The organism is Bradyrhizobium sp. U531, assembly GCF_051710265.1.
Classification (GTDB): domain Bacteria; phylum Pseudomonadota; class Alphaproteobacteria; order Rhizobiales; family Xanthobacteraceae; genus Bradyrhizobium.
On sequence record NZ_JASVEN010000001.1, the window covers coordinates 1,612,591 to 1,639,164 of the forward strand.

The window sequence follows — 26,574 nt, forward strand, 5'->3', positions numbered from 1 at the left end:
CGCTGAATGTGACAGAGCGAGGCCGTCGTGACGGCCGCAGCCCAACGACGGCGTGCATTCTGGCAGATCCTGCTGATCGCGGCGGGCCTTCTGATTCTGACCGGCATCAGCGCCGGCTCGGTCTATCTCGTCAACAAGGCGCGCGAGGACAACAAATGGGTGGTTCACACCATCGAGGTGGAGAACCAGATCAACGCCCTGTTGCTGGAAGTCCGACGCGCAGAAAGTTCGGCACGCGGCCTCCTGCTCACTCAGGCCGAGAGTTTTAGGATCGACCACGAAAAGGCCATTGCGGCCATCGTTCCCGCGCTCGACAAGCTGACACGCCAGAGTGGCGACAATCCTGCGCAACGCGAGAACGTCGAAAGGCTGAGCGCGGCGATCGAGACCCGCCTCGGCCAATTCGCGCAGGAGATGGATTTCATCCGCCAAGGCCAGCCCGACAAGGCGGCCGCGCTGATCCGCGAAGTCGTGTCCACCGATGCCACGGCCACGATTGCCAAGATCGCGAACGCGATGATCCAGGAGGAAGAGCGGCTATTCCGCCTGCGCTCGGAAAATGCCGATCGCAGCCAGACGTTCGCCGCCTCGATGACCGGCATCGGCTCCGGCCTCGTGGTGCTGCTGGCGCTGATCTCGACCTGGCTGGTGCGGCGCTCGGCCCGCGCCCGGGACGAGGCGGAAGCGCGCCTGCGCGATGCCAACGTCAATCTGGAGTCGGTCGTCGACGAACGCACCGCGGATCTGCGCGAGGCCAACGACGAGATCCAGCGTTTTGCCTATATCGTCAGCCACGATCTGCGCTCGCCGCTCGTCAACATCATGGGCTTCACCAGCGAGCTCGAAGAGCTCAGCGGCGACATGTTCCGCCGCATCAGCAGCCTCGCTCATGTCTCTGCGGATGGCGCGCCGCTGGCCCCAACAGGGGCCGGCGAGATCGCGCTCGAGGGGGCCGACAAACAGCTTTCGGTGGATTTTTCCGAAGCGCTCGGCTTCATCAAGACGTCGATCGCCAAGATGGACCGGCTGATCTCGGCCATCCTCAACCTCACCCGCGAGGGCCGGCGCGAATTCCAGCCCGTGAAGGTCGACACTGGCGAGCTGATCGAGGCCATCGTCTCGACGCTGGCGCACCAGGCGTCGGAGGCGCAGGCCGAGATTCACGTCGAGCGGCTGCCCGATATCGTGAGCGACCGGCTGGCGCTGGAGCAGATCTTCTCCAATCTGATCGACAACGCCATCAAATACCTGAAAAACGGCGTACCCGGCGAGATTAGAGTCCGCGGGCGCACCAAGCTCGGCTACGCTATCTTCGAGATCAGCGACAATGGCCGCGGGATCGACGCCAAGGATCACCAGCGGATATTCGACCTGTTCCGCCGGGCCGGAACCCAGGACAAGCCTGGCCAAGGCATTGGGCTGGCGCATGTACGTGCACTTGTGCGTCGCCTCGGCGGCACCATGTCGGTATCATCTGAACTGAACGCGGGCAGCACCTTTACCATCACGCTGCCGATTGCCTGGAATGTGAACAACCGGAACTCTGATCGATGACCCAGCCTGTCACCATCATCATGATTGAGGACGACGAGGGCCACGCCCGCCTGATCGAGCGCAACATCCGCAGGTCGGGGGTCAACAACGAGATCGTGTCCTTCAAGAACGGCACGGACGCGATGCTGCATCTGTTCGGCGCTGACGGCTCCGGGCTCGTGCAAAAGGGCAACGCGCTCCTGATCCTGCTCGATCTCAATTTGCCCGACATGACCGGGATCGACATTCTGAAGCAGATCAAGGAAAACAAATATCTGAAGGCCTCGCCCGTGGTGGTGCTGACCACCACCGACGACAGCCAGGAAATCAAGCGCTGCTACGAGCTCGGCTGCAACGTCTACATCACCAAGCCCGTCAACTACGAGAATTTCGCCAATGCCATCCGGCAGCTGGGCCTGTTCTTCTCGGTCATCCAGGTCCCGCCCGCCGCCCCATGAACCAGCGCACGCCAACCCTGCTCTACATCGACGACGACGGTGCGCTGGCGCGCCTGGTCGAACGCGGCCTGACGCGCCGCGGCTACCAGGTCATGCACGCCGCGAGCGGCGAGGAAGGCCTGGAGCGCATCCGCCGCGCCGGGGCTGAGGGCGGCATCGATGTCGTGGCGCTCGACCAGTACATGCCCGGCCTCGACGGCCTGGAGACGCTGGAGCAGATCATGGCGATATCAGGCGCGCCGCCGGTGGTGTTCGTCACGGCCTCGCAGGATTCCAGCATTGCCGTCACCGCCCTGAAGGCGGGCGCTTCCGATTATCTCGTCAAGGACGTCACCGGCGATTTCATCCCCCTGCTCCATGTCGCCTGCGAAGGCGCGCTGCGGCAGGCCGAACTGCAGAAGGCGCGCGAGGAAGCCGAAGCCGAGATCCATGCCTCGCGCGACCGTTACGCCGCCCTTGCCGCCGAACGCGAGATGCTGCTGCGCGAGGTCAACCACCGCGTCGGCAACTCGCTCCAGATCATCGCCTCGCTGCTGCATTTGCAGGCGAGTTCCGCCGCGCAGGACGAGGTCAAGGCGGCCCTGACCAATGCGATGGGCCGCGTCGCCGCGGTCGCGCAGGTCCATCGCCGCCTCTACACCTCGCAGGACCTGAAGAGCGTGGTCCTGAACCAGTATCTGGACTCGCTGCTCGAGGATCTCCGCCGCTCGGCCGAAGGTAACCGGATGTCGCGCCTGACGCTGAAGGCCGAACCGATCGAGATCGATCCGGACCGCGCGGTCGCCGTCGGCATCGTCGTCAACGAACTGGTGATGAACGCGGTCAAATACGCCTATCCCGACGGCGCCGGCCCGATCCATGTCGAGCTGAACTCGCAAGGCGACGATCTCCTGCTGTCGATCACCGACGACGGCGTCGGCGATAACGTCAAGGCCGATCCGCGCTCCACCGGCATGGGCCAGCGCATCGTCGCGGCCATGGCCTCCAAGCTCGATGCCTCGGTCGAGCGCGATCCCGCGCATTCGGGAACCCGGATCGTGCTGAAATTCGGTCGCTTGCCCGCAAGCCTCGGCAAGCCCAACACCGCCGCCGCAGGCTGACCGTCGCGCTTGGCTGCGCCCCATCGCAACCGCATCGCGATCCTGCTATGATTGCGGACCATGACTTCGCGCGACTCCGCTTCGTCTGAAATCACCCCGGCCGTGCTGCTGCGCGCCTATGCCTGCGGCATCTTCCCGATGGCGGAGAGCGCCGAGGATCCGACCCTGTTCTGGGTCGAGCCGGAGCTTCGCGGCGTCATCCCCCTCGACGGATTTCGCGTCGCCTCGCGGCTCGCGCGCACCGTGCGCTCGGACGTATTCCGCGTGACCGTCAACACCGCGTTCAAGGCGACGATCGCGGGCTGCGCCGCGCCGCAAACCGGGCGCGAGGACACCTGGATCAACAACCGCATCCGCGACCTCTATGGCGGCCTTTACGAGCTCGGCCATTGCCACAGCGTCGAAGCCTGGCAGGGCGAGGATCTCGTCGGCGGACTTTACGGCGTCAGTCTCGGACGGGCGTTCTTCGGCGAGAGCATGTTCCACACCGCGCGCGATGCCTCCAAGGTCGCGCTGGTGCATCTGGTCGCGCGGCTCATCCATGGCGGCTTCGAGCTGCTCGACACCCAATATGTCACCGAGCATTTGAAGAGCTTCGGCGCGGTCGAGATCCCGCGAAGGCGCTACACCGCGCTGCTCGACAAGGCGCTCGCCGGCGAGCCCGGCGATTTCCTGCGGCTGTCGTCGGGAGATGCGATCCCGGGCGCACGCGCGCTCGAGATCATCGCCGCGCGGCAGTAGTCCAGGTTGACCGGCTGCAAACCCGCGGGATTTGGCCTAGCGGCCAAACCCGGGAATACCGAACAGGCCCGGCCGCTGCTCCGGCGGCGGAGGCGGCGGTGGTGGTGCCGGTTGCTGCGACTGGATGGGCGGCAGAGGCTGCGGCGGACGTTGCTGCACCTGCTTCGGCGCGGCCTTCTTCTGCGCAGGCGGCGGAGGCGGTGCCGGCTTGGTCGCGGGGTCCGGCGCCGCGGTCGCGATGGTCTGCTGCGGCTCTTTGCAGTCGGTGAGCCAGATATCGTAGATCGGGTGCTCGACGCCGTGCAGGCCCGGGCTTGCCGCGTACATCCAGCCCGAGAAGATCCGCTTCACCTCGCCCTGCAGGGTGATCTCGTCGACCTCGACGAAGGCGTCGGTATTCGTGGCCTCGGTCGCCGGCCGCGTGTAGCACGCGTCGGTCTTGACCCTGAGCGCGCCGAACTGGACGGTCTCGCCGATCTCCTCGTCGAAATTGATGATGCGTCCGGTGATCTTGTCGAGGCCGGAGAAGGTCGCCTTCTTGTTCACGATCTTCTGGGCCGGCGGCTCGGTGACGACCTCGTCGCCCGGCTGCAGGCTCGCCGGGGTCTGCGGCACGGCGCCGGCAGGCCCGCCCTTCTGCTGCGGCTGGCGCTGCCCGGGGGCGCCCGGCTGGGCGGCACCCGGCGGCGCGACCGCCACGGGCGGCGGCTGGTTGGGCGGAGCAACGGGAGAGCCCGGCGGCGGCGCCAGCGGCTGGCTCTCGACCGGCCCGGGCATCACATTGCCCTGCCGTCCCTGAGGCGGCGGCATCGGGCGCGACGGCAGCACGCGGCCCTGCGGCGGCAGCTCCGGCACCTCTTCGTCATCGTCGGGAATCTGCTGCGGCTGCGGCTGGCCGCGGGGAATGTTGCCGGGGGGCCGCAGCGGCGGCGGATCGGAAAAGATCGTGCCGATTTGCGCCTGAGCCGGCGTCGCAACCGTCAGTGCTGTGGCGGCCAAAAGCGCCGCAAGACCTGTCAGAGTAATGGTTCGAAACATCTCGCGCGGCTTCAACAGCGAATCGGGCTTGTTGGACATTCTACAGGGGATACCGCCGCTCGCAGGCCCTCCGGTTAACACGGCGAATACGGCGGGGGAAGGGCGGCAACCCTGCCCTTCCCGGCCGCGTCTGGCCAGACCGGCCGCTGAATGGGATAGTCGAAGCCCCTTCCCTGGGGCGCGAGGCGGGCATTGCCCCGAAAACGACGTCCCCATCCCCACCCCGACTGGAAACACCCCGAGGTCGCCCCCATGCCTGTCGTGCTCGATCCCGATGCCGCCGCCGTGTACCGGGCTTTCCAGGAGGCTGGCCGCCCGGCCTACGAGACCCTGACCGCGGATGAAGCCCGCGCCTATTATGCGCAGGCGCGCTTTGCCACCAATCCCGACGCGCCGGAGCTTGCCCGCGTCACGCCGCTCTCGATCCCGGCACCGCACAGCGCCATCCCTGCCCGCCTCTACGTGCCCAGCGAGCCGCGCCAGTACGAGGGCCTCTCGCCTGCGCTGGTGTTCTTCCATGGCGGCGGGTGGGTGATCGGCGATCTCGACTCCCACGACGTCGTCTGCCGCCAGCTCGCCGACGCCGGCGCGCTGATCGTGATCTCGGTCGACTACCGCCTCGCCCCCGAGCACAAGTTTCCCGCCGCCGCCGATGACGCGATTGCCGCCACCAGATGGATCGCCGCCAACGCGCGCGAACTCGGCATCGACGCCACGCGCCTTGTGATCGGCGGCGACAGCGCCGGCGGCAATCTCACCGCCGTCGTCGCGCTCGCCGCGCGGGACGCCGGCGGCCCGGCGCTGGCCGGCCAGCTGCTGATCTATCCGGCGACCGATTTCGCCATGACCCACGGCTCCCACAGCGAGCCCGAGACCAGCGTGCTGTTGACGCATTCGGTGATCCGCTGGTTCCGCGATCACTATCTCAACGGCACCGCCGACATCCACGACTGGCGCGCTTCGCCGGCACGCGCGCAAAGCCTCGCCGGCCTGCCGCCGGCCTATTTGCTGACCGCCGGCGCCGATCCGCTGCGTGACGAAGGCGACGAATATGCCGCGCGCCTGAAGCAGGCCGGCGTGCCCGTGACATACAAGCACTATCCCGGCCAGTTCCACGGCTTCTTCACCATGGGCAAGCTGTTGCAACAGGCCAATATCGCCGTCGGCGAGATCGGTGCGTGGCTGAAGGCCTTGTAGCCCGCATGAGCGATAGCGACATGCGGGACCACTCTCGCCGCACGCCAACATTTGTCCCGGATATCGCTGCGCTCATCCGGGCTGCGCACCGCCCCTCGGTGAAATGACGTCCATCCTCACAACCGCCCTCGCCCCGCCGCTGCGCGTCCTGACCTGGCTCGGCAGCCAGGGTACGCGCGCGGTGGCCGCTGTCGTGTTCATCGCGGCCGCGGTACCGCCGCTCGGTGCATTGCTTCGGCCCTATCTGACCGAAGCCATTCTCTGCCTCCTCTGCATCTCCTTCATGCGGGTCGATCTGGCCGCCCTCTATGCTCACCTGCGCCGGCCGGCGCTGGTTGCAACGGCGACGGCCTGGACCACGATCGGCGTGCCGTTGATCGTCGGACTGATCGCGCACGCAAGCGGGCTCACCGCGCGCGCCCCCGGGCTTTCGCTTGCGCTGATGCTGCAGAGCATGGCCTCGCCGATGATGGCATCCCCGGCGCTGGCCGCACTGATGGGTCTCGATGCCACGCTCGTGCTGATCACGCTGGTGACCTCGACCGCGCTGGTGCCCTTCACGGCCTCGCTGTTCGCGGGCCTCTTCCTCGGCGACATGCTGAGCGTCACGCCAATGACGCTCGGCCTGAAACTGCTCGGCATCCTCGCGACATCGCTGCTGGCCGCCACGATCATCCGCTGGGTGTTTGGCGCGGAGGCGATCCAGCGTCACAAGGCGCCGATCGACGGGCTCAACATCGTCATCCTCTTCATCTTCGCCGCCGCGATCATAGGCGATGTCGTCAGCGACCTCCTCGCCCAGCCGCTTTTCACCCTCAGCCTCGCCGCCCTGTCCTTCGCGATCTATTTCACCCTGCTCGCCGTCACCACGCTGCTGTTCCGCCGCATCGGCACGGAGCGCGCGCTGGCGCTCGGCTTGATGGTGTCACAGCGCAATCTCGGCCTGATGCTGGCCGCGACCGCCGGCGCATTGCCGCCCACGACTTGGCTCTACTTCGCGATGACGCAGTTTCCGATTCACCTCGCGCCCTACATGATGATGCCGATCGCGCGGCGGCTGACGGGGCGGGCGAACGCGACAAGGGAAATTGCAGAAGGCCGCACAAGGGATGCCCCTTTCTGACTTCGCTGAGGATGATCGCCATAGGGTCGGATGGACACCGGGTCCAGGGTTGTGCCATACTTGTTGCACAACTAGCGAAATGGGACCTCAATGTCTCGCTTGCCCTACGTTCTGTCCATTGTCCTATGGAGTGTACCTGGGGCCATTCTGGTCATGTTCTTGATGAGCAAATCCGCTCAAGAAATTCTCTCTACAGGACTGTTCGGAATCGTCTTCAGCACAGCTGTTGGTGTCGGCATCTTGCGATGGAAAGGGCTGCCACTCGATATATCCACGGGCGAGTACAAACAGCTTCCACAAGAGGTGTACCGAGTTCCCACCAACGACGATACCTGCTCTGGCTGACGTGCGCCAACTCCACCGCACCACTTGAATACTAAACGGTATCTACAATGTCCGGCTTTGGCGCAAAGCGGACACTCCCGACTATCGTTGCCATTCCTCTCATCGTGGCGCCGCAGACCAAACCGCCCTATCCCGCCCGCGCCGCGCGACGCAGCGCCTGCGGAGGCTGGCCGAAGGCGCGGATGAAGGCGCGCCGCATGCGCTCGGGGTCGCGGAAGCCGGTCGCCTCCGCGACGAGCTCGATGCCCTCGCGCGAGGACTGTACGCGCTCGCGTGCGACTTCGAGCCGGAGCCGCTCGATCGCTTTCGACGGCGTCGTGCCGGTCTCGGCGGCGAAGGCACGGGCGAAATGCCGCGCGCTCATGCCGGCACGATCGGCGAGATCTTCCACCGTCAGCCTGGTGTCGAGATTCTCGCGCGCCCAGGACAGCAGCGCGCCGAAGCGGCCGTTCGGCGTCTTCAACTCCAGCAGCGAGGAGAACTGCGACTGGCCGCCGCTGCGGCGATGATACAGCACGAGGTGGCGCGCGGCCTCCTGCGCGATCTCCTCGCCGTGATCTTCGGTCACCATGGCGAGCGCAAGGTCGATGCCCGCGGTGATGCCGGCCGACGTCCAGACGTTGTCGTCGCGCGTGAAGATCTGGTCCGGCTCGAACTTCACCTTGGGATAGCGCGCGACGAAATCGCGCGTGCGTCCCCAATGCGTGGTGGCACGGCGGCCGTCGAGCAGGCCGGCCTCGGCCAGCACATAGGCGCCGGAGCAGACGCTGGCGATCCGCACGCCGCGCTTGGCCAGCCGCTGCACGAAGGCGCGCGTGGCCTCGCAGCGCGCTGCGTCGGTGACGCCTGCGCCGCCAGCGATGACCAATGTCGTGATCGCATTCGCCGACTTGAAATCGCGCGCCATCATCTCCACGCCGGATGAGCTGCGCACCGGCCCCGCGTTCAGAGCCAGCACGCGCAGCGCGAGCGGCTTGCGGGCACAGCGTGCGGCGACCTCGAACACGGAGATGGGACCTGCCGCATCGAGCAACTGGAAATCCGGGAAGATGAGGATGCCGATCATGGGCCATGTCCGAAATAGTGGGAATTATGCCATTTGAGACACGAAGGCAGCATGCCAGTCTTCGTCCGTCAAGCTCATCTTTGGAGGATCTGCCCATGAACGATTTGCCCGCGCCGTCCCCCCTCCAGATCGGTCTTTTGGTATTTCCGCGCGTCACCCAGCTCGACTTCACCGGCCCGCTGCAGGTGTTCGCGATGGTGCCGGGCGTGAAGCTGCATCTGATCTGGAAGCGGATCGAACCGGTGCCGAGCGACTCCGTCCTCACGCTGACGCCGACCACGACGTTTGCCGATTGCCCGCAGCTCGACGTCATCTGTGTGCCCGGCGGCGGCGGCACCAACGATCTGCTCGATGACGAGGAGGTGCTCGGCTTCCTGCGCAAGCAGGCCGTGGGTGCGAAATACGTGACCTCGGTCTGCACGGGATCGCTGGCGCTCGGCGCCGCCGGCCTGCTGAAAGGCTACCGAGCCGCCACCCATTGGAGCGCGATGGAGATGCTCAGCCAGTTCGGCGCGACGCCGACGAAAACGCGCGTCTGCGTTGACCGCAACCGCATCACCGGCGGCGGCGTCACCGCGGGCATCGATTTCGCGCTGACCCTGGTGTCGATCCTCGTCAACCGCACCACGGCCGAAGCGATCCAGCTTCAGATGGAATACAACCCCGCCCCGCCATTCAATTCAGGCTCACCCGACACCGCGTCCGCCGAGGTGCTGGCTCTTCTCAGGGAGCGCGGTGCGCAAAACCAGACGCGACGTTTGGAAGCAGTGAAGCGCGCGGCCGAGCGGATGACGTAGCGCGGACCTCGTGTCCCGGATGCGGTGCGGCACGCCGTGACGCTCAGCAGATCCGGGACCCAGGAGGCGCGGATTGCTGCGCCGTGGGCCCCGGCCGTGCAGCGCACCGTCGAAGAGACGCTGCGCTGCGTCCGGGGCGCTCGCTCCCCCCACGTCATTGCGAGCGCAGCGAAGCAATCCAGATTTGTTTCCGCGGAGACAGTCTGGATTGCTTCGCTGCGCTCGCAATGACGGAGGTTAGAGCAGCATCCGCTCCCCCGTACCGGACGCGGTGCGGCGTGCTACGCTGATCCACAGAGCAGCTGCGCGCGACATCCTCAACAGAAAAAGGCCGCCCGGTTTCCCGAGCGGCCTTTCCTGTCTTACGATGGCTGCACATTCCATCGGGCGATTTCGGAGCTTCCAGACCGGGGGCCTATCTCCCGATCGAGTCCTTACTCGGCAGCCGCTGCATTTCGGGGCAGTCGCGAACTGTTGCCCGAACCGAACGCGATGGTCTCCCATCTCCGCAAGATGGGATCATTGAGCCGCATCGCTGGCGTGGCGGCAATGTCCGCGCAGACGGAATCCCCGCTGTTCCCGTTGTCCACAGCAGAGTGAGTCGGATGCGAGTGCATCCAACCGACCGATCCGGATTCGATGGAGGACGGAGAGCCTAGCCAGGCGTCCAGGGCTGGTAGTCGCCGGTCGCCTTCGGCCGCTTACCGCTGGCGAGGGTCGACCCCGACGGACGATAGGCCATGGCTGTGCCGGTGAGATTCGGCTGGTGCGGCTTTTCCCACTCGCGCGGCTGATAATTGGCCTCGGTCGGCGGCACATCGACCATATGATGCATCCAGCCGTGCCAGGACGGCGGGATCCGGCTCGCTTCGGCGTAGCCGTTATAGACCACCCAGCGCCGCTCGAAGCCCAGGGTCGGATCAACCACCCCGCCGCGGGTGCGATAGTAGAGATTGCCCTGCTCGTCCTGACCGACCAGCTCCCCGTACCGGCTGGTCCAGAGTTGGGTGCCAAACGTCTGGCCATTCCACCAGGTGAAGAGCTTGAGGAAGAACTGTTTCATGCGGCAAGGGCCCTGCTTCGTCCGGCCCTGATGCCATCCGGGCGGCGAAATGTCCAGTTCTGCGGCGGCGGTAGAGCCCCCCACAAATGCGCATCTCGGGAATTTACCGCCGCCGCAAATCGGACGCGATCCGTTCATGCCCGGTACAGCGGCCGCGAGCGAGCCTTCCGTTTACGCGCAAACCGGCGTGATCCCAGGAACCCCGGCCCATTCCCAAGGTTGGTTTCGGGAAAGGAGTCTACTCATGAAAAGTCTGAAAGTTTTGAGTGCCGCTGCGGCGGTGGCATTGGTTCTCCCGCTGGCAACGCCGAGCTTCGCACAGGGCCACGGTGGTCGTGGTGGCGGCGGCGCGCATTTCGGCGGCGGCGGCGGCGGTGCGCATATCGGAGGTGGCGGTGGCGGCGCCCGCTTTAGTGGCGGCGGCTTCGGCGGCGGCGCACGGATGGGCGGCGGCGGTGCGGCCTTCCGCGCAGGCGGCGGCAATTTCGCGGCCGGAGCGGCGGTCCGTCCGAGCGGCGGCACGACCTTCACCGGCGGCGTAGCCCGCAACTTCGCAGCCGCCAACGGTGGCACCTGGCAAGGCCGCAGCGGCGGAAACTGGAGCGGCGGTGGTTGGCATCATCATCGGCGCGGCGGCTTCTGGCCGGGCTTCGCGGCCGGCGCAGCCGTCGGCGGCCTGGGCTCGTACGCCTATTACGGCGGCGGCTATTATGACGACCCCTCCTACTACAGCGACAGCTACTATGATGAGCCGTCAGTGGCGGTGGTCCCCGATAGCGGCGGCGATTCCTCAGCCTATTGCGCGCAGCGCTATCGATCGTACGACCCGGCCTCGGGCACTTATCTCGGCTATGATGGCGAGCGGCATCCCTGCCCGTAAGCTCGCCTGATACGTTTGAAGGAAGGCGTCGCAACGTTGCGACGCCTTTTTTCGCGCCTCACGTGCAGCTCGCAGATGGCGCCAGGACTCGGTCGAAACCTGCGATCATCCGCACAAGTCGAAGGAAACGGACCTGTATTCACCGCACCGTGCATATCTACCCTGATCCAATCCAAAATTGACCGGAGCTACGATTCGCGGATATCACCAAACGCTGTGGGGACTTCGATCTACTGGGAAGTGTCATGCCGCGTATTCTCGTGGTTGATGACGATCCGATGGTCGGCGCGACCATCGAGGTCCTCCTCCAACGTCAGGGCTTCGAGGTCACGCTTGCCGACGGTGGTGAAACAGGACTGGCTGCGCTTGAAACGCAGACCTTCGAGGTGATGCTGGTAGACATCTTCATGCCGCATATGCGCGGCTTCGAGTCCATCCGCATCTTTCATGAGCGCGCACCGGCTACTCCGCTGATCGCGATGTCCGGTTATGCCTTCGCGTCATCCGCCTCGCCCTCCCCCGACTTCCTCCGCATGGCGCTCGAGCTCGGCGCCACGCGCTGCCTGCGCAAGCCGTTCACGCCGGAAACACTGCTGACCACGATCCGGGAATGCCTCGCGGGCGAGAGCGCACAGCCGAAGGACAAGAAAGAAGCCCCTTGATTCCCACGCAGCGCATCATTCTCGGTGCTGGACTTGCCATCCTCCTGATCATCACCGCAGCCTCGATCGCCCTCGACGTGAAGTCGCGGACCGATGCGGCATGGGTCAATCAGACCGTCCAGGTGCAGAAGAAGATCTCCGACCTGCGCGTGCTGCTGCGCCGCGCCGAGAGCGCCGCGCGCGGCTACGAGCTCTACCGCAACCCGGCCTTCAGCGCCGAATTCGAGACCGTACACGGCCAGATCGCGCCTGCCCTCGCCGAGCTGAAGCGCGGCCTGCGCGACAATCCCGATCAGGTCACGCGGCTGGAGGGCGTCGAACCGCTGGCGCTGCGCCGGGTCGAGATCGCCGCGGAAGCGATGCGCCTACGCGCGGCGAACGACGCCGCCGGTATTGCCGCGCTCAACGGCAAGGCCGAGGGCCGCGGCCTCATGGACACGGTGATGAGCAACCTCGACCAGCTCGGCGCGGAGGAGGAGCGCATGCTCGCCGCGCGCTCCCAGGATTCCCGCCGCACCGGCATCGTGCTGCTGGGCATCGATGTCGCGGGCGCCGTTCTGATCCTGTTGCTGGTCGCCCTGGTGATGCGCGAGAGCCGGCGCGCCACGGGGCAGTTGCAGAGCACGCTGAGCGAGACCACGGCCCAAAAACAGGCGCTCGAAGCGGCGGTGGCCGAGCGCACCGAGCATCTGGTCACCGCGCATGACGAGCTGCGCCTCTCTGTCAACGTGCTCCAGAGCACCTTTCACAGCATGGCGGAGGCGGTGCTGGTCATCGATGCCGACGGCAACGTCCTGCTGTCCAATCCGGCCGCCGAGCGCATGCTGCTGCACCGGACCGGCATGAACCTGCGCAATCTGCGCGCGATGTCGGACGTGTTTCACGGCGACGGCGTGACGCCGCTCAAGCCCGCCGAACTGCCCTCGACGCGCGTGCTGCGCGGCGAGAAGTTCGAGGACATGGAGATGATCGTCCGCCCGCACAGCGGCAACGCTCCGCGTCATCTCATGATCAGCGGCCGGCCGATGCTGGACGGGCAAGGCGAGATTTCCGGCGCGGTGCTGGTCTATCACGATGCCACCATGTCGCGCGAAACCGAGCGGCAGCTGTACCAGTCGCAGAAGCTGGACGCGATCGGCAAGCTGACCGGCGGCGTCGCGCACGACTTCAACAACATGCTGACGGTGATCTCCGGCAACACCGAGACGCTGGTGGCGAGCCTGAAGCAGCAGCCCGAGCTGCAGCGCGTCGCGCGGCTGATCGACGATGCCGCCGAGCGCTGCGCCGAGCTGATCCAGCATTTGCTGGCGTTCGCGCGCCGGCAGCCGCTGCAGCCGCGCAATGTCGAGATCAACGCCGCGATCGCGGACATCGCGAAGCTGTTGCGCCCCACCCTCGGCGAGCAGATCCAGATCGAGACCGTGCTGGAGCCGGGGCCGATGACCGCGCATATCGATCCCTCGCGCCTCACCAATGCCGTGCTCAACATGGCGATCAACGCGCGCGATGCCATGCCGAACGGCGGCAAGCTGCTGCTGGAGACCCACCGCGTCGTGCTGGACGAGGCCTATGCGCAGGCCCATGCGGACGTGACGGCCGGCCCCTATGTCATGCTCGCGGTCAGCGACACCGGCACCGGCATGTCGATCGAGACACAGCACAAGGCGTTCGAGCCGTTCTTCACCACCAAGGAGGTCGGCAAGGGCTCTGGCCTCGGCCTCTCCATGGTCTACGGCTTCGTCAAGCAGTCCGGCGGCCACATCAAGATCTACAGCGAGGAAAGCCACGGCACCACGATCAAGCTCTATCTGCCGCCGGGCGAAGGCATGACGGAGATCGCGGCCGCGGCCACGCCGCCGGTCGAGGGCGGCGCCGAGACCATCTTCGTCGTCGAGGACGACAATCTCGTGCGCAACTTCGTCACCGCCCAGCTGCAGAGCCTCGGCTACAAGACGATCGCCGCGCCCGACGGCAAGGTCGCGCTGGAATTGATCACGGCCGGCCAGAAATTCGACCTGCTCTTCACCGACGTCGTGATCCCCGGCGGCATGAGCGGGCGCGAGCTCGCCGACGAGGTGGCGAAGCTGCGGCCGGGCGTGAAGGTGCTCTACACCTCCGGCTACACCGACAACGCCATCGTCCACCACGGCAAGCTCGACGACGGCGTGATGCTGCTGACCAAGCCCTACCGGCGCAACCAGCTCGCCGAGATGATCAGGAAGGCGCTGGGCGGCTGAGCCTCACCGCGTCGCCAGCACTACCGCCGCCAGCGTGAACACCAGCGCGGCGATCTGGCCCGGCCCGAGCGGCTCGTGAAGCGCGATCGCAGAGGCCACCACGCCGATCACGGGCACCGCCATCGTCCCGATCGCGGCGACCGAGGCCGGCAGCCGGGCGAGTGCGGCGAACCAGCTGACATAGGCGATGCAGAATTGCACCACGGTCGAATAGACCAGCAGCCACCAGCCGACCGGCGTCACCTTGGAAAGATGCGAGGTCTCGACGAGGAGGCCAATGATCGAGATCGGCAGGCAGCCGATGCCGATCTGCCAGGCCGCGGCCGTGATCGGCGGCAGATGGATCGGGTACTTCTTCGAGAAGACCGTGCCGACGGCGAAGCCGAGCGCGCCACAGAGCGCCATGATGATTCCCGGCAGCTTCTCCACGCTCGCGGCGATGCCGTTGCCGCCCATGATCGAGGCGAGGCCGACAAAGGCCATCACCAGCCCCAGGGTGCGGATCAGCGTCGGCCGCTCGCCCAGCACCGGCCAGGCGATGATCGAGGCCCAGACCGGCATCGTATAGGCGATCAGCGCCGCCTCGCTCGCCGGCAGCCAGAGCAGCGCCAGGCCCATCAGCACCATCCAGCCGGTGACGTTGAGCACGGCGGCGGTGACCAGGCGCGGCCAGGTCGCGGCGTCCACCCGCAGGCTCTGCCGGCGAACCAGCGCCAGCAGCGCAAGAAGAATGGCCCCAAGCACGCCGGTCACCCCGCGCAGGGTCAGCGGGGGCAGCTCCGAGATCAGGAATTTCGTGACCGGCCAGTTGAAACCCCAGCCGATCGAGGTGATGGCGAGGAACATCAGGCCGGCCGGGGCGATGCGCGTCCGCACCGGGCGAGTCGAATCAAGCATGAGGGAGGTCCGGCAAAATCGCGCTCAGCTTGACGCGGATTCGCGCGCCCGACCACCACCTCGGCGGGCATGCCTGCTCTCTCATTCCGTACCACTACGTGAGTCCTGCTGACGCAATCCCTCCGCCCAAAAATATACCTGCCCTGTGAACAGTGGGATGAAGCTCCCGCATCATCACGGGATGCAAATTTTTTCAGTTGGGAATCCCTGAGGACTCACTGATACTTGCCTCCACAACAGGCGCGGCCAAGACCCCTGTTATCCCCCGCAATCCACCATATTTAGTATTTGATTCAGGAACCCGCACTAGTTCTTGACGGGCGCAATGGAGAGTCCTAGTTTTCGATCCGTTCGGCGCGAGTGAGTTTGCGTCCCGCCGGCACTCCCCCAAAGGGTCTCGCAAATCTCAACTCCGCCAAGCCAGCCAAAGGCAGCGGATGAGGGCTTGTCTGCCTGCGAAGGGCTGACTCTTCGGGCGCCAGAACGGGCCGGCAACAGGCTCGGAAGGCAGATTTCACGCTGGTGCAAACCGGCACCTGCGTGAAGTGAGACACGTTGTGACAGTGGGGCGTTGAACGCATGTCGCGCACATCCCCTTGGGGGCGGATGGGTGTGGATATGCCGGCGGGACGGATCGATGCAGGCATCGAACCATCGCGTCGGGAAAAACAGGGCCGGGTCCACCGGCTGAACTGCGGAGCCTGTCCGGCCAACGGCCGAAGGGCGCCGCGAAACGAAATGTCGACCCGGCACGCCTGAACGGAGGCGGGACCGGTCAAACTTAGGACGGGGCAAGACGATGCGGATTGAGCGGCGCCACACCACTGCGGGACAGTCACCTTACGCCGGGATCGATTTCCGGCAGACCACGTCGGAGATTCGCAATCCCGACGGCTCGGTCGTGTTCAAACTGGACGGCGTCGAGGTCCCGACCGAATGGTCGCAGGTCGCCTCCGACGTGCTCGCCCAGAAGTATTTCCGGAAAGCGGGCGTCGCCGCGCGCCTGAAGAAGGTCGAGGAAGAGTCCGTCCCCTCCTTCCTGTGGCGCTCCGTGCCCGACACCGAAGCTCTTAGCCAGCTCCCCGAGAAAGAGCGCTTCGTCAGCGAGCTCAGCGCAAAACAGGTGTTCGACCGCCTCGCCGGCTGCTGGACCTATTGGGGCTGGAAGGGCAAATACTTCTCGTCCGACGAGGACGCCCAGACGTTCTACGACGAACTCCGCTACATGCTCGCCATGCAGATGGTCGCGCCGAACTCGCCGCAATGGTTCAACACCGGCCTGCACTGGGCCTATGGCATCGACGGCCCCGGCCAGGGCCACTATTACGTCGATCCCTTCACCGGCAAGCTGACCCGCTCGAAGTCGTCCTACGAGCATCCGCAGCCGCACGCCTGCTTCATCCAGGGCGTCGGTGACGACCTCGTCAACGAGGGCGGCATCATGGACCTCTGGGTCCGCGAAGCCCGCCTGTTCAAATACGGCTCCGGCACCGGCTCCAACTTCTCCCGCCTGCGCGGCGAAGGTGAGCGCCTTTCCGGCGGCGGCCGCTCGTCCGGCCTGATGAGCTTCCTGAAGATCGGCGACCGCGCCGCGGGCGCCATCAAGAGCGGCGGCACCACGCGCCGCGCCGCCAAGATGGTCGTCGTCGACGTCGATCACCCCGACATCGAGACCTATATCGACTGGAAGGTGAAGGAGGAGCAGAAGGTCGCAGCCCTCGTCACCGGCTCGAAGATCAACCAGAAGCACCTCAAGCTGGTGCTGAAGGCCTGCGTGAACTGCGAAGGCTCGGGCGACGATTGCTTCGACCCCGAGAAGAACCCTGCCCTGCGCCGCGAGATCAAGCTCGCCCGCCGCAGCCTCGTGCCTGACAATTACATCAAGCGCGTGATCCAGTTTGCGAAGCAAGGCTACAAGGACATCCAGTTCGACACCTACGACACCGATTGGGATAGCGAAGCCTATCTCACGGTCTCCGGCCAGAACTCCAACAACTCGGTCTCGCTGAAGGACGACTTTCTGCGCGCCGTCGAAACCGATGGCGACTGGAATCTCGTCGGGCGCACCACCAAGAAGATCACCAAGACGCTGAAGGCGCGCGACCTCTGGGAGAAAATCGGTTACGCCGCCTGGGCGTCGGCCGATCCCGGCCTGCACTTCAACACCACCATGAACGACTGGCACACCTGCAAGGCGTCCGGCGACATCCGCGCCTCCAATCCGTGCTCGGAATACATGTTCCTGGACGACACCGCGTGCAATTTGGCCTCGGCGAACCTGCTAACTTTCTACAACACCGAGACCAAGCACTTCGATGTCGAGAGCTATGAGCATCTCTGCCGGCTCTGGACCATCGTGCTCGAAATCTCCGTGATGATGGCGCAATTCCCGTCGCGCGCGATCGCCGAGCTCTCCTATGAGTTCCGCACGCTCGGCCTCGGCTACGCCAATATCGGCGGCCTCTTGATGACCATGGGTCTGTCCTACGACTCGAAGGAAGGCCGTGCGCTCTGCGGCGCGCTGACCGCGGTCATGACCGGCATCACCTACAAGACGTCGGCGGAAATGGCGGCCGAGCTCGGCACCTTCCCCGGCTACAAGAAGAACGCCGCGCACATGCTGCGCGTCATCCGCAACCATCGCCGCGCCGCCCACGGCGAGTCCTCAGGCTACGAGGCGCTCAGCGTCAACCCGGTGCCGATGGATCTCGTCTCCTGCCCGCAAGGAGATCTCGTCAGCCACGCCCAGGCGGCCTGGGATGCGGCGCTCGAGCTCGGCGAGAAGCACGGCTATCGCAACGCCCAGACCACGGTGATCGCGCCGACCGGCACGATCGGCCTGGTCATGGATTGCGACACCACGGGCATCGAGCCCGACTTCGCGCTGGTGAAGTTCAAGAAGCTCGCCGGCGGCGGCTACTTCAAGATCATCAACCGCGCGGTGCCCGCGGCGCTGCGCGCGCTCGGCTATCGCGAGAGCGAGATCGCCGAGATCGAGGCCTACGCCGTCGGCCACGGCTCGCTGTCCAACGCGCCGGGCATCAACGCCTCGACGCTGAAGTCCAAGGGCTTCACCGATGAAGCCATCGCCAAGGTCGAGAAGGCCCTGCCGACCGCCTTCGACATCAAGTTCGCCTTCAACAAGTGGACCTTTGGCGAAGACTTCATTCGCGACCAGCTCGGCATCGGCGCCGAAGCCATTGCGGCTCCGGGCTTCGACCTGCTCCAGGCCGTCGGCTTCACCAAGCGCGAGATCGAGGCCGCCAACGTCCACATCTGCGGCGCGATGACCGTCGAAGGGGCGCCCCATCTGAAGGCCGAGCACTACTCCGTGTTCGATTGCGCCAACCCCTGCGGCAAGATCGGCAAGCGCTATCTGTCGGTCGAGAGCCACATCCGCATGATGGCGGCTGCCCAGCCCTTCATCTCGGGTGCGATCTCCAAGACCATCAACATGCCGAACGACGCCACGGTGGAGGACTGCAAGTCCGCCTACATGCTGTCGTGGAAGCTCGCGCTGAAGGCCAACGCGCTCTATCGCGACGGCTCCAAGCTCTCCCAGCCGCTCAACTCGCAGCTCATCTCTGACGATGAGGACGAGGACGATGCGGTCGAGAGCCTCTACGAGAAGCCGATGGCGGCGCGTGCCGCCCAGGTCTCGGAGAAGATCGTCGAGAAGCTGGTCGAGCGCATCATCGTGATGCGCGAGCGCGAGAAGATGCCGGATCGCCGCAAGGGCTACACCCAGAAGGCGGTCGTCGGCGGCCACAAGGTCTATCTCCGTACCGGCGAATATGACGACGGCCGTCTCGGCGAGATCTTCATCGACATGCACAAGGAAGGCGCAGCGCTCCGCTCCTTCATCAACAACTTCGCCATCGCCGTGTCGCTCGGTCTGCAATACGGCGTGCCGCTCGACGAATATGTCGACGCCTTCACCTTCACCCGCTTCGAGCCGGCCGGCCCCGTGCAGGGCAACGACAGCATCAAGTACGCCACCTCGATCCTCGACTATGTCTTCCGCGAGCTCGCGGTGAGCTACATGTCGCGCTTCGATCTCGCCCATGTCGATCCGACCGAGTCGAACTTCGACGCGCTCGGCAAGGGCGTCGAGGAAGGCAAGGAGCCGGACGAGCCGCACCACGCCAACAAGCTGGTGTCGCGCGGCCTCACCCGCTCCCGCACTGACAACCTCGTGGTGATGCGCGGCGGCTCGGCTGCGATCGCCCAAGGCAACGACAGCGCGCCGACCGGCGGCAGCAAGGTCACGGCGATGGCGGGCCACGCCCCCAGCGCCCGCCTCAGTGACGCCCTCGAAGGCGCCGTCGCCCTGAAGCAGGAAGTCCAGCACGACCTGTCGCCGACGGAGAAGCTGGAAGCCCTGCAATGGAGCAAGGCCGGCAGCGCCGCGACCGTCGCGGCCCCCAGCAAGGCCGAGCGCCGCGCGGAAGCCAAGGCCAAGGGCTATGAGGGCGAGATGTGCTCGGAGTGCGGCAACTTCACGCTGGTGCGGAATGGGACCTGCATGAAGTGCGATACCTGCGGCAGCACGACGGGGTGTTCGTGAGGGGGGAATAGCAAGGTATCGATCCCAGAGAGGTTTCTGAGGAAGCGAACAGCTACCGCGGCTAAGAGCCGGGTTAAATTTGAGGCACAAACAGTTTCCGGCGGTCGTGATCGATCGCCGGAAACTGGTGAAAGGAACGAAACGAGAATTGAAGCAAGAGTTGTAGAGGAGCGTCGATATGAATTATTCCGATCGTCATCTTCGCCAGATCGCGAGCTACTCGACTGTTGACGTCATGCTGGCGGATGTCGCGGTTCGAATTCAACTCAGTCCAACCGACTACCAACTCGCGGTCGACCACTACCATGCCATCAACGAATGGCTTGAGCGAGACGACAGCCTCCTCAGGGGATGCGTTCGCGATTTCTACCCGCAAGGCGGTTTCGCGATCGGCGCGACCGTGGCGCGCCACTCGAGCGACGACGAATTCGACATCGATGTAATGGCAGATATTGCCTATCGTTTCGAAGTCGATCCCGAGTATGCGCTGGGCACGCTTTATGATGCGATCCGTGGCGAGCGTGGCTCGCGTTACCACACCAAGACGGACCGGAAGACCCGCTGCACCACCGTCAACTACGACGGCATGCACCTCGACGTGACACCTACCGTTCGCATCGGCGGCACCGTCGAGAAGACCGGTTTGATCTTCCATTCGAAACCAGAAGAGCCTTGGGCGAAGAAATCCCTGTTCGCCAACCCGCACGGTTTCGCGCAGTGGTTCATCGCGCAGACGCCGCCGGACCAGGACTTCGGCGCCTTTTTCGAGCGGCGGTCTCTGGACTACGACCGTGCGCGAGCAATAGTAACAAAGCGCGCGGACGCCGTACCCGTACCCGAACAATGCCCGGCCTACCGGAAATCGCGTGCGGTCATCGCGCTGCAGTTGATCAAGCGGTGGCGCAACCTAGCCTATGACAAACGGCACGCCGGCCGCCGTCTGCCGCCGTCGGTGCTGCTGGCCTACTACGTAGCCACCCATGCTAACCGCACCAAGACGCTTGCGGAGGAACTGAGCTTCCAGGTGGAGAGCATACTAGCGATCGTCAGGGAAGCGCACGACCGCGGCGAGAAGATCTCCGCCCGCAATCCGATGTGTCACGAAGATATCCTGACGGATCGCTGGCCCGAAGACTTGAGCGACCAGACAGTCTTCATCCGTGAACTTACAAACTTTGCCATGAAGCTTCGGCGTCTGCAGGGTGAGATTTCCCTCTCGGAGATGCAGCAAATCCTCGAAGACTTGTTCGGCGAAAAGCCAGCGCGGTCGGCGATCAAGGACTACGTCCAGGGCGTAGGCAAGGACGTTGGCTCGACCGGCAGCCGCTTCTTGCCGGGCAAGGCCGCTATCCCGGCAGCCGTGGCCGGCGCCGCGGCAACGTCGAGCGCGGTCCGGTCGGCACCATCTCATAAATTCTTCGGCGACCGCCCCGATGAAGTACAGAAGCGTCGGTGAGCAGGATGCGGAGATTCGTCGGCTGTTCCCCGACTTCCACCTGACAGCACACGCCGACTGGATCGCTGTCTGGGAAGGGCCGCTGAAGCCTGCGTCTAAGACCTATCGCGTTCGGATCGTCCACTTCCGGCGCACGCTCTTCGACGGTTGGACGCTTGCGAACGACTACGTCACCGTTCACGTCGTCGATCCGCTCGTCGGCGAGGAGATGCTGACGAGCGAGACGTTGCTGCCGCATATCTACTGGAACAAGCGCAACCCGGCTTGGCCGGCCCTGTGCCTTTGGGATCCGGCCGAGATGTTCTGGACGCCGGAGATGTCGATCGCGACCACGATCATTCCGTGGGCGTCGGAGTGGCTGCTGTTTTTCGAATACTGGCAGATGTCCGGTGAGTTTCTCGGGCCAGGCCGTCATCCGCCCAGGAGGCGCAACGAATGTCCGAATCTACCCGAGATTTCAAACCCAGCGATCTGCGCTCGAAGGGATCGATTTCGCAGCGACGAGTTCCACAGGCTTGGCCGAAGGACCGGCGTTTTCGGATCCTATCTCTGGATGGGGGCGGCATTAAGGGTCTTTTCCCAGCGACCGTTCTTGCCGAGCTCGAACGCCGATTTTTGGATGGCGGTCCCGTCACCAAATATTTCGATCTAGTCACGGGGACCTCAACTGGAGGGATCATCGCGCTCGGACTTGGAGCCGGCCTTAAAGCGCTAGACCTTGCCGAGCTCTATTCCCGACGCGGTGGAGACATCTTTCCTGAGCGAGGGCGCCTCCGCAAAGGCTGGCAAACTGCGCGGAACCTCCTGCACTACAATTATGAGAGAACCGTCTTGGAGGGCATCTTGTTAGATGCTTTGGGCGCGAAGCTTCTTGGAGATTCGATTGTCCGCCTGTGCATCCCAGCCTTCGAAGGCAAATACAGCGAAGTCTTCCTATTCAAGACACCGCATCATGACGACTACAAGCTGGATCGCTTGGAGCCAATGGTGAAGGTCGCTTTGGCGACCTCCGCAGCTCCAACCTATTTTCGTCCCCTAGAACACAACGGCTACACGCTTGTTGATGGCGGCGTTTGGGCCAACAACCCAATTATGCTTGCGGTCGTAGAAGCCATGATTTGCTTTGACCTTCAACGTGATCAGATCGACGTTCTAAGCATAGGTTGCGGCGAAGATCCGTACGTTATTTCAGAAGACCAAATTAGCTTGGGCGGCAAAATACCTTGGAAGGATGTAATTTTTGCGGCCATGCGTCTGCAGTCATTATCTGCTACCAATCAGGCACGTCTCCTCCTTGGCCCGACCGCCATTTGGCGGATTGATCCGCCACCAACCTCCAAGCCAATCGCTCTTGACGACTTTCGTCGATCCCTTACAGAGCTCGCTCCCGCAGCGAGAGCGGCCGTTGATCAGAACGGAGACCAACTCGCGGAGATCTTTCTCTCAACACCTGCGTCTCGTTACAGACCACAGCCAACAATCTGAATTCGCCAAGCCCCCGAAATTCCCTTTGCGGTCGAGCCCTTCCCTCCTAAACTCCAGACTCCACCGTCGTGCGTTCCGACGGGCCCGGTAGAAGCGGAGTAAACTTATGCCCAAACCGGAAACCCTCCCGATCGAGACCATCTTCGTTCCCACGAAGCTGAAGAAGACCCTCAATCCCGAGACCGTGGCGGAGATCGCAGAAAGCATGCTGGACATCGGGCAACAGGAGCCCATTTCCGTCAGGCTCGACGGAGACCGCCTCGTTCTGGTCGAGGGACTGCATCGGTTAGAGGCCTGCAAGGCGCTCGGCGAGACGACCATTCTTGGTGTCCTGGTCCCGGCCGAGCTTGCTCAGCCCAAGCCGCTGCTCGCCGAGCGGCCTGAAGTCGAGGCGGAGCGCATCAAGATGGCGCGATTGAAGCAGTTGCGCCTGGAGAAGGAAGCCGCGGAGGCGGCGACGGCGGCCTCGAGGGGCGTCAGGCAGGCGGAAGCGCCGCGCATCCGTTCGGCGAAAGGCGACCGCGACAATGCGAAGGCATCACCGGACCGGGCTGCGAAATCGAGATCATTGTCGGACTGGATTACGCAGCAAAAGGGAAGTGGCAACCGCTATTGATCGGGATCACTTCGTAGGATGGGGTGAGCCCTTGCGAGACCCATCTTTCCGCGACGGCTATGATGGGTTTCGCTTCGCTCTACCCATCCTACGGGCTGCCGTTCCGGCGAAGACACCCTCCGCGCCGTCATTCCGGGGCGCGCGAAGCGCGAGCCCGGAATGACAGTGTGGTTGCCAGCGCATGACGGCCGCGACCTCTTCGATCGCGGCCATCTCCCTCACCGATCAACCGGCCCGTCTCACGCCGCCTTCGCCTGCTCGGGCGAGGCCGTCTCCATCGCGCGCATGTAGAGGTCGAGCAGGCTTTCGCGCTCGTCGCGCTCGTTTTTGTCTTCCTTGCGCAGCTTGATGATCTCCTTGAGGATTTTCACATCGAAGCCGTCGCCCTTGGCTTCCGCGAAGACTTCCTTCTTCTGCTCGCTCAACTCCTGCATCTCCGTGTCGAGGTTCTCGATGCGCTCGACGAAGGAACGGATCTTGCCGCCGGGAATGGTGATGTCGGACATGGTGTCTCCTCGCTGACTGAGGTCGCGAAAATGACCGCAAAGACATCACCAATGTGTTAACCTCACGGTCCCGCGCATTGCCCCTGTGGAAACATTGAGGGAGCCGTTCCATGGCCGAGCTTCGCTTCGATGACGGTGCCGCTTACGAGCAGATGATGGGCGTCTGGAGCCGATCGGTCGGCGAGGTCTTTCTCGACTGGTTGAAGCCGGGACAAGGCCTGCGCTGGATCGATGTCGGCTGCGGCAGCGGCGCCTTCACCGAGCTCATCGTGGCGCGCTGCGCGCCGCTCGAGGTGCAGGGCATCGATCCCTCCGAGGGGCAGCTCGCCTTTGCCCGCGCGCGCCCCGGTGCGCGCGGCGCCATGTTTCAGACCGGCGATGCCATGGCACTGCCATTTCCCGCGGCAAGTTTCGATGTCGCGGTGATGGCGCTGGTGCTCGTGTTCGTGCCGGATGCATCGAAGAGCGTCGCGGAATTGGCGCGGGTCGTTCGTCCCGGCGGCCTCGTTGCCACCTACATGTGGGACATGCTGGGCGGCGGGTTTCCGCTCGATCCGATCCTCATCGAGATGCGCGCGATGGGGCTGTCGCTGACGCGCCCGCCGCATATGGAAGTGTCCAGCCTTAGCGCGCTTCAGGGCTTCTGGAGCGCAGCCGGCTTGCTGGAGATCGAGACCCGCGAGATCACGGTGCAGCGGACCTTTGCCGATTTCGACGAATTCTGGAACGTGGAGACGCAGGCCCCCTCCACCGCGCCCGTGATCGCGGCCATGCCGGCGGCCGATGTCGCCGCACTCATCCAGCGCGTGAGAGAGCGGCTGCCCGCCGATGCGGACGGCCGCATCACCTACAGCGCCCGCGCGCACGCGATCAGCGGACGCAAGCCGGGGTGACGAGGTGATGACCGGTCGTAGCCCGGATGAGCGAAGCGACATCCGGGGAATGTGTCTGCAGCAAAAGTCCCGGATATCGCTTCGCTCATCCGGGCTACGAATTAGCACGTAGGAGCCCTTGCGAAACCCATCATTCCGCGAGGGCTACTGATGGGTTTCGCTTCGCTCTACCCATCCTACGAATGAACGGCCGCTACCACCAATACGGCCAGCGCCAGCCTTCGTAGCGGACATAGGACGGCACGATCGGCGGGCCATAGGGATCGACCTTGTCGTCCTCGGGCCGATAGCGATAGCGCGGCACGATGTTGTAATCCCACGGCGTCGGCCTCAGCACGGGCGCGGTGACGATGAGGCGCTCCTGCGGTGCGCGAACCACGACGGCCTTGCGCGTCCGGGCCTCGGCGCCGGAGGTGGCAAGGCTGCACAGCACAAGGGCGGTTCCGAGCGCGAAGGCGGCGGGTGTTCTTGTCATGCGGCGGTCTCCTTCGCACCAAGAGTGCAAAAGGATGTCGGGCAAGGCAAGCAAATTTCGCGCGAGCTTGCGGGGATGGTACGGACGACTTTGGCCCGCCACCGTTCTCTCCACGTCATTGCGAGCGCAGCGAAGCAATCCAGAACTATGTCCGCGGAGGCAGTCCTGGATTGCTTCGCTGCGCTCGCAATGACGGCGGTTGTAGCCCGGATGAGCGCAGCGACATCCGGGGAATCACTCGGCAACGGAAGTCCCGGATATCGCTGCGCTCATCCGGGCTACGAAACCCTACGCCGCATCCACCTCGTCGGGCACCGGTCCCGCCACCAGCCCGTCGAGGCCGACCATCAAGAGATCGGCGATGCGCATCAGCTGGTACAGCGGAATGTCCACCCCGCCCTGCTCGGCCTCGGCCACGAATGCGGCCGTGACGCTGAGGCGCTCGGCGAGCTGGGCTTGCGTGTAGCCGCGGCTCTCGCGTGCGGACCTGACGCGCGCGCCGATGCCGAGGCGGTGCCGGGCCTGCTCGTCCGCGGTCATCATCGCGGCCTGCTCGGTCAGGCTGGCATAACCGTCCGCGAACGCAGCTCCGAACAGCCTCTCCTTGCGCCAGGCGACGCGGCAGGACTTGCGCAGGCCGTTCGAGAACACCAGCGTGAATTCATCGGCGACCCATGCCGAGCTGTTGAGCTCGAGCCGCGCGCCGGTGCCGGAGACGTCGCGGATCGTGCAGGGCACGCTGACGGTGGAGCCGGCGCCGTTGTCGAATTCGACGATGCCGGTGCGCAAGGTCTGATGCCTGGCGGCGGCGCGATGATCGCTCATGACAGCTCCGTAAAAAGCTTGCAGCGACGTCGAATGACAGGGATCGACGCCCGCAGTGTTGGGAGCACGCTAGCGCAGAATTTTTCCGCGACTTCTAAACATGTCGCGGTGGGCTCAGGACCTCGCTGCTATGGTAAAGGAAATGTCACCTGCTCCGGGCGGCGTACACCTCGCCCCGTACCCCCGGATGGAGCGTCAGCGAAATCCGGGTCCGCCCCTGCGGGCATCATCCCCGACGGAAACTCAGCTGCCTTCTTCGCCGCTCAACAACGCCAGCGCCCGCGGCACCTGCTCGCCATCCGCAACCAGCACATATTCCTGCCGCGCCAGGCTGGCGCCGCTGGCGACCACGATCGATCGCTTCGGGCAAAGGCCGAAGCATCCGATCATAACCAGCTTGGCCGGCTTGGTGTCGTCGCCCTTCCGCGCCTTCAATTCGGACTTCAGCGCACGCCTGACCTCGCGCCCCTCGTCGCTGCGCTTGAGGCACTTCCGGCACACCAGCACCGGCGCCGAGCGGCGCGGTCGCACGATCATCGCGCTTGCAGACTTCGAAGGCTTGTCGGACATGGAAAACCCTATGGGAGCATCACGCTCACATAGGGATGGAACCA

The 26,574-nt window shown here is 64.8% G+C and carries 24 protein-coding genes; 16 read left to right on the forward strand and 8 right to left on the reverse strand.

The features are described 5' to 3' along the window. The first annotated feature begins 27 nt into the window (after positions 1–27). The 4 genes from QRQ56_RS07910 to aat are packed head-to-tail and all read left to right on the forward strand — an operon-like array spanning position 28 to position 3,832. Positions 28–1,554, forward strand: coding sequence for a sensor histidine kinase (locus QRQ56_RS07910; protein ID WP_438738936.1), 1,527 nt, complete (start codon positions 28–30; stop codon positions 1,552–1,554). After that, positions 1,551–1,991: a response regulator gene (locus tag QRQ56_RS07915; RefSeq protein ID WP_438738937.1), complete on the forward strand. Its 441-nt coding sequence runs from the start codon at positions 1,551–1,553 to the stop codon at positions 1,989–1,991. Before QRQ56_RS07910 ends, QRQ56_RS07915 begins: the two co-directional genes overlap by 4 nt. Further along, entirely contained in the window at positions 1,988–3,091 is a 1,104-nt protein-coding gene (locus tag QRQ56_RS07920; RefSeq protein ID WP_438738939.1) for a sensor histidine kinase, read from the forward strand. Before QRQ56_RS07915 ends, QRQ56_RS07920 begins: the two co-directional genes overlap by 4 nt. 60 nt (positions 3,092–3,151) lie before the next feature. Beyond that, positions 3,152–3,832, forward strand: a complete 681-nt coding sequence (gene aat, locus QRQ56_RS07925; RefSeq protein WP_438738941.1) for a leucyl/phenylalanyl-tRNA--protein transferase — start codon at positions 3,152–3,154, stop codon at positions 3,830–3,832. Between the two features lie 36 nt (positions 3,833–3,868). Here aat and QRQ56_RS07930 read toward each other — a convergent pair whose 3' ends face one another. Further along, on the reverse strand, positions 3,869–4,909 hold the full coding sequence (locus tag QRQ56_RS07930; RefSeq protein WP_438738943.1) for a DUF2155 domain-containing protein: 1,041 nt from the start codon (positions 4,907–4,909) through the stop codon (positions 3,869–3,871). 213 nt (positions 4,910–5,122) lie between these two features. Here QRQ56_RS07930 and QRQ56_RS07935 point away from each other — a divergent pair, with 213 nt between their 5' ends. After that, positions 5,123–6,067: an alpha/beta hydrolase gene (locus QRQ56_RS07935; protein WP_438738945.1), complete on the forward strand. Its 945-nt coding sequence runs from the start codon at positions 5,123–5,125 to the stop codon at positions 6,065–6,067. A 103-nt stretch (positions 6,068–6,170) separates the two neighbouring features. Next, on the forward strand, positions 6,171–7,190 hold the full coding sequence (locus QRQ56_RS07940; RefSeq protein ID WP_438738947.1) for a Na+-dependent transporter: 1,020 nt from the start codon (positions 6,171–6,173) through the stop codon (positions 7,188–7,190). A 472-nt stretch (positions 7,191–7,662) separates the two neighbouring features. Here QRQ56_RS07940 and QRQ56_RS07945 read toward each other — a convergent pair whose 3' ends face one another. Beyond that, positions 7,663–8,601, reverse strand: coding sequence for a GlxA family transcriptional regulator (locus tag QRQ56_RS07945; RefSeq protein WP_438738949.1), 939 nt, complete (start codon positions 8,599–8,601; stop codon positions 7,663–7,665). Between the two features lie 95 nt (positions 8,602–8,696). Between QRQ56_RS07945 and QRQ56_RS07950 the strand changes: the two genes are divergently transcribed. Next, a complete protein-coding gene (locus QRQ56_RS07950) occupies positions 8,697–9,398 on the forward strand; it encodes a DJ-1/PfpI family protein (RefSeq protein ID WP_438738951.1) in 702 nt (233 codons plus the stop codon). Between the two features lie 655 nt (positions 9,399–10,053). Here QRQ56_RS07950 and QRQ56_RS07955 read toward each other — a convergent pair. Next, positions 10,054–10,461 (reverse strand): NADH:ubiquinone oxidoreductase subunit NDUFA12, encoded by a 408-nt coding sequence (locus tag QRQ56_RS07955; RefSeq protein WP_438738954.1) that lies wholly within the window; start codon positions 10,459–10,461, stop codon positions 10,054–10,056. Between the two features lie 244 nt (positions 10,462–10,705). Here QRQ56_RS07955 and QRQ56_RS07960 point away from each other — a divergent pair, with 244 nt between their 5' ends. The 3 genes from QRQ56_RS07960 (at position 10,706) to QRQ56_RS07970 (ending at position 14,240) form a co-directional block, all read left to right on the forward strand. Further along, on the forward strand, positions 10,706–11,341 hold the full coding sequence (locus QRQ56_RS07960) for a BA14K family protein (protein WP_438738956.1): 636 nt from the start codon (positions 10,706–10,708) through the stop codon (positions 11,339–11,341). Between the two features lie 245 nt (positions 11,342–11,586). After that, positions 11,587–12,003 carry a response regulator gene (locus tag QRQ56_RS07965; RefSeq protein ID WP_438738958.1) on the forward strand — a complete coding sequence of 139 codons (417 nt, stop codon included), beginning with the start codon at positions 11,587–11,589 and terminating at the stop codon, positions 12,001–12,003. Continuing rightward, entirely contained in the window at positions 12,000–14,240 is a 2,241-nt protein-coding gene (locus QRQ56_RS07970; protein ID WP_438738960.1) for a CHASE3 domain-containing protein, read from the forward strand. Before QRQ56_RS07965 ends, QRQ56_RS07970 begins: the two co-directional genes overlap by 4 nt. 3 nt (positions 14,241–14,243) lie before the next feature. Here the strand turns inward: QRQ56_RS07970 and QRQ56_RS07975 are convergent, their stop codons facing one another. After that, positions 14,244–15,137 carry a DMT family transporter gene (locus QRQ56_RS07975; protein ID WP_438738961.1) on the reverse strand — a complete coding sequence of 298 codons (894 nt, stop codon included), beginning with the start codon at positions 15,135–15,137 and terminating at the stop codon, positions 14,244–14,246. A gap of 799 nt (positions 15,138–15,936) precedes the next feature. Here QRQ56_RS07975 and QRQ56_RS07980 point away from each other — a divergent pair. From QRQ56_RS07980 to QRQ56_RS08000, 5 genes are all read left to right on the forward strand, one after another. After that, positions 15,937–19,704, forward strand: coding sequence for a vitamin B12-dependent ribonucleotide reductase (locus QRQ56_RS07980; RefSeq protein ID WP_438738963.1), 3,768 nt, complete (start codon positions 15,937–15,939; stop codon positions 19,702–19,704). 178 nt (positions 19,705–19,882) lie between these two features. Continuing rightward, the gene (locus QRQ56_RS07985; RefSeq protein WP_438738964.1) at positions 19,883–21,160 is read left to right on the forward strand and encodes a nucleotidyltransferase domain-containing protein; all 1,278 of its coding nucleotides are present in this window, start codon (positions 19,883–19,885) and stop codon (positions 21,158–21,160) included. Then, positions 21,138–21,812: a hypothetical protein gene (locus QRQ56_RS07990; RefSeq protein WP_438738965.1), complete on the forward strand. Its 675-nt coding sequence runs from the start codon at positions 21,138–21,140 to the stop codon at positions 21,810–21,812. The genes QRQ56_RS07985 and QRQ56_RS07990 overlap by 23 nt, the downstream gene beginning before the upstream one ends. Beyond that, the gene (locus tag QRQ56_RS07995) at positions 21,725–22,645 is read left to right on the forward strand and encodes a CBASS cGAMP-activated phospholipase (protein ID WP_438740111.1); all 921 of its coding nucleotides are present in this window, start codon (positions 21,725–21,727) and stop codon (positions 22,643–22,645) included. Before QRQ56_RS07990 ends, QRQ56_RS07995 begins: the two co-directional genes overlap by 88 nt. Before the next feature lie 106 nt (positions 22,646–22,751). Continuing rightward, positions 22,752–23,261: a ParB N-terminal domain-containing protein gene (locus tag QRQ56_RS08000; RefSeq protein WP_438738966.1), complete on the forward strand. Its 510-nt coding sequence runs from the start codon at positions 22,752–22,754 to the stop codon at positions 23,259–23,261. A 239-nt stretch (positions 23,262–23,500) separates the two neighbouring features. Here the strand turns inward: QRQ56_RS08000 and QRQ56_RS08005 are convergent, their stop codons facing one another. Continuing rightward, on the reverse strand, positions 23,501–23,767 hold the full coding sequence (locus tag QRQ56_RS08005; protein WP_097660861.1) for a DUF2312 domain-containing protein: 267 nt from the start codon (positions 23,765–23,767) through the stop codon (positions 23,501–23,503). A gap of 110 nt (positions 23,768–23,877) precedes the next feature. Here QRQ56_RS08005 and QRQ56_RS08010 point away from each other — a divergent pair, with 110 nt between their 5' ends. Next, positions 23,878–24,660 carry a class I SAM-dependent methyltransferase gene (locus tag QRQ56_RS08010; RefSeq protein ID WP_438738967.1) on the forward strand — a complete coding sequence of 261 codons (783 nt, stop codon included), beginning with the start codon at positions 23,878–23,880 and terminating at the stop codon, positions 24,658–24,660. Between the two features lie 193 nt (positions 24,661–24,853). On the opposite strand, the gene QRQ56_RS08015 is transcribed toward QRQ56_RS08010, so the two are convergent. The 3 genes from QRQ56_RS08015 to QRQ56_RS08025 form a co-directional block, all read right to left on the reverse strand. Beyond that, entirely contained in the window at positions 24,854–25,135 is a 282-nt protein-coding gene (locus QRQ56_RS08015; protein WP_438738968.1) for a hypothetical protein, read from the reverse strand. A 288-nt stretch (positions 25,136–25,423) separates the two neighbouring features. Continuing rightward, positions 25,424–25,960, reverse strand: coding sequence for a helix-turn-helix domain-containing protein (locus tag QRQ56_RS08020; protein WP_438738970.1), 537 nt, complete (start codon positions 25,958–25,960; stop codon positions 25,424–25,426). A gap of 243 nt (positions 25,961–26,203) precedes the next feature. Further along, entirely contained in the window at positions 26,204–26,530 is a 327-nt protein-coding gene (locus QRQ56_RS08025; RefSeq protein WP_438738971.1) for a hypothetical protein, read from the reverse strand. Positions 26,531–26,574 lie beyond the last annotated feature (44 nt).

Bases quoted from the DNA above. Each gene is read 5' to 3' on its own strand.
- QRQ56_RS07915 (WP_438738937.1), top strand. From the start codon at position 1,551: ATGACCCAGCCTGTCACCATCATCATGATTGAGGACGACGAGGGCCAC.
- QRQ56_RS07920 (WP_438738939.1), top strand. From the start codon at position 1,988: ATGAACCAGCGCACGCCAACCCTGCTCTACATCGACGACGACGGTGCG.
- aat (WP_438738941.1), top strand. From the start codon at position 3,152: ATGACTTCGCGCGACTCCGCTTCGTCTGAAATCACCCCGGCCGTGCTG.
- QRQ56_RS07930 (WP_438738943.1), bottom strand. From the start codon at position 4,909: ATGTCCAACAAGCCCGATTCGCTGTTGAAGCCGCGCGAGATGTTTCGA.
- QRQ56_RS07935 (WP_438738945.1), top strand. From the start codon at position 5,123: ATGCCTGTCGTGCTCGATCCCGATGCCGCCGCCGTGTACCGGGCTTTC.
- QRQ56_RS07940 (WP_438738947.1), top strand. From the start codon at position 6,171: ATGACGTCCATCCTCACAACCGCCCTCGCCCCGCCGCTGCGCGTCCTG.
- QRQ56_RS07945 (WP_438738949.1), bottom strand. From the start codon at position 8,601: ATGATCGGCATCCTCATCTTCCCGGATTTCCAGTTGCTCGATGCGGCA.
- QRQ56_RS07950 (WP_438738951.1), top strand. From the start codon at position 8,697: ATGAACGATTTGCCCGCGCCGTCCCCCCTCCAGATCGGTCTTTTGGTA.
- QRQ56_RS07955 (WP_438738954.1), bottom strand. From the start codon at position 10,461: ATGAAACAGTTCTTCCTCAAGCTCTTCACCTGGTGGAATGGCCAGACG.
- QRQ56_RS07960 (WP_438738956.1), top strand. From the start codon at position 10,706: ATGAAAAGTCTGAAAGTTTTGAGTGCCGCTGCGGCGGTGGCATTGGTT.
- QRQ56_RS07965 (WP_438738958.1), top strand. From the start codon at position 11,587: ATGCCGCGTATTCTCGTGGTTGATGACGATCCGATGGTCGGCGCGACC.
- QRQ56_RS07975 (WP_438738961.1), bottom strand. From the start codon at position 15,137: ATGCTTGATTCGACTCGCCCGGTGCGGACGCGCATCGCCCCGGCCGGC.
- QRQ56_RS07980 (WP_438738963.1), top strand. From the start codon at position 15,937: ATGCGGATTGAGCGGCGCCACACCACTGCGGGACAGTCACCTTACGCC.
- QRQ56_RS07985 (WP_438738964.1), top strand. From the start codon at position 19,883: ATGAATTATTCCGATCGTCATCTTCGCCAGATCGCGAGCTACTCGACT.
- QRQ56_RS07990 (WP_438738965.1), top strand. From the start codon at position 21,138: ATGAAGTACAGAAGCGTCGGTGAGCAGGATGCGGAGATTCGTCGGCTG.
- QRQ56_RS08000 (WP_438738966.1), top strand. From the start codon at position 22,752: ATGCCCAAACCGGAAACCCTCCCGATCGAGACCATCTTCGTTCCCACG.
- QRQ56_RS08005 (WP_097660861.1), bottom strand. From the start codon at position 23,767: ATGTCCGACATCACCATTCCCGGCGGCAAGATCCGTTCCTTCGTCGAG.
- QRQ56_RS08010 (WP_438738967.1), top strand. From the start codon at position 23,878: ATGGCCGAGCTTCGCTTCGATGACGGTGCCGCTTACGAGCAGATGATG.
- QRQ56_RS08015 (WP_438738968.1), bottom strand. From the start codon at position 25,135: ATGACAAGAACACCCGCCGCCTTCGCGCTCGGAACCGCCCTTGTGCTG.
- QRQ56_RS08020 (WP_438738970.1), bottom strand. From the start codon at position 25,960: ATGAGCGATCATCGCGCCGCCGCCAGGCATCAGACCTTGCGCACCGGC.
- QRQ56_RS08025 (WP_438738971.1), bottom strand. From the start codon at position 26,530: ATGTCCGACAAGCCTTCGAAGTCTGCAAGCGCGATGATCGTGCGACCG.